A 6,264-nucleotide genomic window follows, 5' to 3' on the forward strand; every position below is an offset into this window, starting at 1 on the left:
GAGTGTGCTGAAGAACATATCTCTGCTTTTTTCGTTTTAAGAGCATATTGAATATAGTGCTAGAACAAACCCAACTGCTGCCCACTAACTCTTTCAAAGTCTAAACCGATGAAGGGCAGTATTGCCTCTGCGACCGGTTTAATTTGCTTGTCGATATAGTGCTGATAATCGATACCACTCTTTAAATACTCCTTGGGCTCAGGGCCACTCAGAGTAATCAAATACTCAATGCGTCCTTTATTTTGGTATTGAAGAGGGCGCCCTAACTGAGCATTGATTTCATCGGCCATACGAGCTGCGCGAACCTGCGGCGGAATGTTCTTTTGGTATTCATGTAATTTGCGGCGTAAGCGCTTTTGATACACCAATAAATCATCATGTTTGCCAGCAGAGGTTTCATCAACAAACTGTCTGACGTAGTCGGTTGGATCTTGATCGTGAAACACCATCTCATACAAGGTTTGTTGGAATTGCTGTGCGAGAGGTGTCCAATCGGTGCGTGCACTCTCAAGCCCTTTAAATATGATCTTTTCTTTATCGCCTTGAGTGATTAATCCGGCATAACGTTTCTTCGAGCCGGTTTCTGAACCTCTAATGGTCGGCATTAGAAACTTGCGATAGTGAGTCTCGTATTCCAATTCGAGTATTGAGGCTAGGTTGTGGGTCTCTTTTAAGTGATTCGTCCACCAATCGTTGATGTAAGCGACCAGTGTGTTCCCGATCTCGTCTGCTTTTTGCTGATCATAACTGCCGTTCAGAGACACGAAGGTTGAATCGGTATCGCCGTAAATCACTTGATAGCCTTTGTCTTCGATCAGAACCTTGGTTTGCTTCATGATCTCATGTCCACGCATGGTAATTGAAGACGCTAACCGGGTATCGAAGAAACGACAACCAGACGAACCTAACACACCATAGAATGAGTTCATGATGATCTTAATCGCTTGAGAAAATGCTTTTTCGTTGTTCTTCTTAGCCACATCACGTGCTGCCCATAGGTTCTCAATCATTTCTGGCAGAAAGTGTTTAGAACGGTGGAACTGACCACCTCTAAAACCTTCGACCGCTTGGTTTTCTCCTGGGCCTAGTTCCAGCTTCAACCCTTCAATCAGCCCCATAGGATCAATCAAGAAAGAGCGGATGATCGATGGATACAGGCTTTTAAAGTCGAGAACTAAAACTGAGTCGTACAGGTTGGGAATCGAATCCATCACATAACCGCCGGGACTCGCAATCCAGTTCTCCGGCTCTAAGTTAGGCGCGACATACCCCGCTCTGTGTATCTGAGGCAGATATAAGTTAGTAAAGGCCGCAACAGAGCCACCAACGCGATCCAGCTCAACACCGGTTAATCGAGAGCGCTCAATCGCGAAGTCGAGTAGGTGAGTGTGCTCGAAGATGCTGTTTACCAGTACGCAGTCTTGAAGGTTGTACTTAGCGAGTGAGGGTTTATCGAACTTAAACATTCGGTTTATCTCATCCATACGGTCATGAACGTTATGGATGTCTTTGCCTTCCCCAAGCAGCTCTTGCGATACCGACTCAAGAGACCAAGAACGGAAGTGGTAGGTCGCTGTCTTGAGCATATCAATACCATCCAAGACAACGCGCCCCGGAATAGTGATAAAACCTTGCTGATTTTGAGCAGAACTGCGGAAAAAGCTCGGTTGGTTGTCTCTGCCGATGTTGAGCTTCACTTCGTTCCATTCTGAACGTTTGTGCAGCAGCCTAAAATCGAAGTCGATAACATTCCAGCCAATGATGATGTCAGGATCAAACTCCGAGAACCAAGCTATCATCGCTTCAAGCAGCACTTTTTCGTTGACAACCCATTGGATGTTGGTGTCTGCTTCTTGTGGTTCGCCGACCATGATGACTCGGCTGTCCATCGGGCTGTCTAAGCCAATGGAATAAAGCACGCCTTTTTCTGAGCATTCAATATCAAGTGACACTACTGACAAGTTAGGTAAGTAATCACCTGCTCGGCATTTTGCGTTTGAGACTCGACGATGCTGATTTTTTTGCACAGCAGATCCGGTGAACTCAATACTTCCCTTGATAAAACGTTCCATCAAGAATCGATCGGCGAGTCGAATATCGCTTTCAAAGGTTTGGATTTCTTCGTTGTGAAAGGCTTGCGCTAAACCAAAGCTGCTTCTCGACAGTGAGGTGTAACACGCGGCGAGAGGTGTTTGCTCGAATGTGGCTAATTCTAGAGGCTTAAATTGGCAATCGATCGACTCTTTCGCTGCGATTGCCTGACATGCCTCAACGTCAGATTGAGCGACAAAAAATACCGGTTTTTCATTTTGAATCGTCAGCAGAGTAGGGCCTTGAGGGGTGCTTAACCACAAGTCGATTTGTGTGCGCCCTGAAAAATCTCTTGCTTGTCTTGTGAGTACAAAGCCTTGCTGAATATCCAATGTAGTAACCTATTGAAATGGGGAATCGAATACTACCATCTAGCGACCCTCTGCGCACAAAAGGCAGTAAAAATACTAACTAAATTCTAGTTAGTAGAGGCAAATAACGGGACTCTATAAGCAAATAAGTGAAATTGTCGCGAATGGTTATTCAATGGTATTGAAAATATCTTTATCTTATGTAATTTTATTGGGTGTTGTTTTAACTGGTTGATTTTTAGAAAAAGCTTGTTGTTTTAGTTAGCTTATTTGTTAATAAGTACTTGCTAAAGTTCGTGTTTCAGCACATATTCAACAGAGCTTTTTTTTAGTAATTAAGTTAAGATGTACTCAATGCTGCATCCACTGTTCCTTTGTTCAATTGTTTCAAACAGATGAAATGACACAGTGGTTGCAGAGCCAATTAATAGTGTGGAGATACAAGTTTGATAAATGTTTTCCTTGTAGATGATCACGAGCTGGTTCGCACAGGGATACGACGTATTATTGAAGACGTCCGTGGAATGAACGTAGCAGGGGAAGCTGAAAGCGGTGAAGATGCTGCAAAATGGTGTCGTACTAACAATACTGACGTTATTTTGATGGATATGAATATGCCTGGTATTGGTGGCTTAGAAGCAACCAAGAAGATCTTGCGTTTCAACCCTGATGTTAAAATCATCGTTTTAACTGTTCATACGGAAAATCCGTTTCCAACTAAAGTGATGCAAGCTGGAGCTGCTGGTTACCTTACTAAAGGGGCAGGTCCGGATGAAATGGTAAATGCAATTCGAGTGGTTAATAGTGGCCAACGATACATTTCACCAGAAATTGCGCAGCAGATGGCTTTGAGCCAATTCTCGCCTGCGTCTGAAAATCCATTCGCAGACTTATCTGAACGTGAACTTCAAATCATGATGATGATTACCAAAGGTCAGAAAGTGACGGATATTTCAGAACAACTCAATCTAAGTCCTAAAACAGTCAACAGTTACCGCTACCGCTTGTTCAGTAAGCTGGATATCAGTGGCGATGTAGAGCTGACGCATTTAGCGATTAGACATGGAATGTTAGACACTGAGACCCTTTAACACTGAGATCGTATAGTGACCAACTTGTTTGACTCAGTCTCATTCCTCAAGACAGTAACAGAGCAGCCCGGCGTTTATCGAATGTATAACGCCGAGGCTGCCGTTATTTACGTCGGTAAAGCTAAGAACCTCAAAAAACGCCTTTCCAGTTATTTCCGTAAAAAAGTCGACAGTGAAAAAACACGCGCTCTAGTTAGTAATATTGACAAGATCGATGTCACTGTAACGCACACGGAAACAGAAGCGCTCATTCTTGAGCACAACTACATCAAGCAGTACTTGCCTAAATACAACGTACTTTTGCGTGATGATAAGTCGTACCCTTATATTTTTATTAGCGGTCACAAGCATCCTCGTTTGTCGATGCACCGTGGTGCTAAGACGAAAAAGGGCGAATACTTTGGTCCTTACCCTGATTCCGGCGCTGTGCGTGAGACGCTACACCTAATCCAAAAGATTTTCCCTGCCCGCCAGTGTGAAGATACGGTTTATGCCAATAGAACGCGCCCGTGTTTGATGTATCAGATTGGTCGTTGTGCTGCGCCATGTGTTAGCTCAATCATCTCTGATGAAGAGTACAGTGAACTTATCGACTACGTTCGTCTGTTCCTGCAAGGGAAAGACAAATTAGTCCTTGAGACGCTCATCGACAAAATGGACAAGGCAAGCCGTGAGCTTCGTTTTGAACAAGCTGCCGCTTTCCGTGATCAACTCCAAGCGATTCGACGTGTGCAAGAACAACAATACGTATCTGACGATTCAATGGAAGATATGGACGTGTTGGGATTTGCTCAAGAGAATGGCGTAGCGTGTATTCATATCTTGATGATTCGCCAAGGCAAGGTTTTAGGCAGTAGAAGCCATTTCCCTAAAATTCCCAACAATACGGTGCGAGAAGAGGTCTTTTCGAGCTTTTTAAGCCAATACTATCTTGCGCATAGTGAAGCGAGAACCATCCCAACCCGTTTGATTCTCAATGCCGATTTGATGGAAGATGTCACACCGATTCAAGAAGCCTTGTGTGAAGTAGCGGGTCGTAAGATTCACTTCAATACCAACCCTTCAGGTACTCGAGGTCGTTACCTTAAATTGTCTAATACCAATGCATTGACGGCTATTACCACCAAGATTAATCACAAGATGACGATTAATCAGCGCTTCAAAGAGCTCCAAGAAGTGCTGTCGATGGATGCTATCAAGCGCATGGAATGTTTTGATATCAGTCATACCATGGGTGAAAGCACGATTGCGTCGTGTGTGGTGTTCAATCAAGAAGGCCCGGTTAAACCAGAGTACCGTCGTTACAACATCACCGGCATTACAGGTGGCGATGATTATGCAGCGATGGCTCAGGCGCTTGAGAGACGTTATTCGAAGCAACTCGATGTCGACAAGATCCCAGACATCATCTTTATCGATGGTGGTAAAGGTCAGCTAAACCGCGCTCATGAGATCATTTCTCAATATTGGGGTGATTGGCCGTTTAGACCAAGAATGATGGGTATTGCGAAAGGCGTGACGCGTAAACCGGGTTTAGAAACTTTGGTAACCCTTGAAGGTGAAGAGTTTAATTTACCTAGCGATGCACCAGCGCTGCATCTTATCCAGCACATTCGTGATGAGAGCCATAATCATGCGATTGCAGGGCACAGGGCGAAACGTGGTAAAACGCGCAGAACCAGTGCTTTGGAAGGAATTGAAGGGGTAGGACCTAAACGTCGTCAAGCTTTGCTGAAATATATGGGTGGCTTACAAGAACTTAAGCGTGCAACTGTCGAAGAAATAGCCAAAGTGCCGGGCATTAGTCATTCTTTGGCAGAAAACATTTATCAAGCATTGAAACAATAGTAAAAATCCCGCACCATTAAAGCGCAATTAATAAGAGCCCAATAATATGCGTTTGAATATACCTAACATTTTGTCCTTACTGAGACTATTTTTGATCCCAGTATTCGTTGTCGTTTTCTATCTACCTTATCAATGGGCTCCTTTCGCTGCTGCGATGGTGTTTTGGGTAGCCGGTTTCACTGATTGGCTAGATGGCATGCTAGCTCGTAAGTTAGGGCAAACGTCTCGCTTCGGTGCCTTCATTGACCCTGTGGCTGACAAAGTGTTGGTCGCTACGGCTCTTATCCTGATTACAGAGCATTACCACTCTATTTGGATAACTATTCCAGCCGTGACCATGATTGCTCGTGAGATCATCATTTCAGCGCTTCGTGAATGGATGGCTGAAATCGGTAAACGCGCAAGTGTTGCGGTATCTTGGGTTGGTAAAGTCAAAACGGTTTCTCAGATGTTCGCTCTTTGGGTACTTATCTGGAGATACGACGACTGGATGGTGTGGGTAGGTTACATTGCACTGTATGTCGCCACCGTTCTTACTTACTGGTCAATGGCACAATACTTGATGGCTGCCAAAGACGATTTGTTAGACGAAAAACATCATTGATGAAGAAGCGAGCTGAGGCTCGCTTTTTTGATCTTTAACCTAAGGTTAAGTTATCAATAGTGGATATCTAATGTGATATAGATCTCCTTTGAATAACCCGCTCACAGTGTGTTTTGAACATAAAGTCAGCTATTTGGCCTGTTTCGTATGAAATCTATTCAAACGAATTAAAAATACAAAAATAATATTGACTCAATCGTCTGAATCCGTAGAATGCATCCCGTACCCAAGAGGATGGCAATGAGCGATTCGATTGGAGTTACTAAGGCGCCTTGGCAGAGTGGCTATGCAGCGGATTGCAAATCCGTGGACCTCGGTT

Annotated in this window: 4 protein-coding genes; 3 read left to right on the forward strand and 1 reads right to left on the reverse strand. The window is 44.1% G+C overall.

Features of this window, described 5'->3' with window-relative positions:
• Positions 1-59: 59 nt before the first annotated feature.
• Entirely contained in the window at positions 60-2,423 is a 2,364-nt protein-coding gene (locus tag AB6D06_RS01420; RefSeq protein WP_372109837.1) for a DNA polymerase II, read from the reverse strand.
• A gap of 425 nt (positions 2,424-2,848) precedes the next feature.
• On the opposite strand from AB6D06_RS01420, the gene uvrY reads away from it, so the two are divergent.
• From uvrY to pgsA, 3 genes are read left to right on the forward strand one after another with little or no spacing between them, the layout of a single operon-like run.
• The gene (uvrY, locus tag AB6D06_RS01425) at positions 2,849-3,493 is read left to right on the forward strand and encodes a UvrY/SirA/GacA family response regulator transcription factor (RefSeq protein ID WP_004729778.1); all 645 of its coding nucleotides are present in this window, start codon (positions 2,849-2,851) and stop codon (positions 3,491-3,493) included.
• Between the two features lie 15 nt (positions 3,494-3,508).
• The gene (uvrC, locus tag AB6D06_RS01430) at positions 3,509-5,341 is read left to right on the forward strand and encodes an excinuclease ABC subunit UvrC (RefSeq protein WP_372109838.1); all 1,833 of its coding nucleotides are present in this window, start codon (positions 3,509-3,511) and stop codon (positions 5,339-5,341) included.
• 46 nt (positions 5,342-5,387) lie between these two features.
• Positions 5,388-5,945: a CDP-diacylglycerol--glycerol-3-phosphate 3-phosphatidyltransferase gene (gene pgsA, locus AB6D06_RS01435; protein ID WP_017061490.1), complete on the forward strand. Its 558-nt coding sequence runs from the start codon at positions 5,388-5,390 to the stop codon at positions 5,943-5,945.
• Positions 5,946-6,264 lie beyond the last annotated feature (319 nt).

It is taken from the genome of Vibrio sp. 10N.239.311.G01 (assembly GCF_041465805.1).
GTDB lineage: Bacteria > Pseudomonadota > Gammaproteobacteria > Enterobacterales > Vibrionaceae > Vibrio > Vibrio crassostreae_C.

What these genes read in the sequence shown, in the direction of transcription:
- pgsA (WP_017061490.1), top strand. Translation starts at nt 5,388, where the DNA reads ATGCGTTTGAATATACCTAACATTTTGTCCTTACTGAGACTATTTTTG.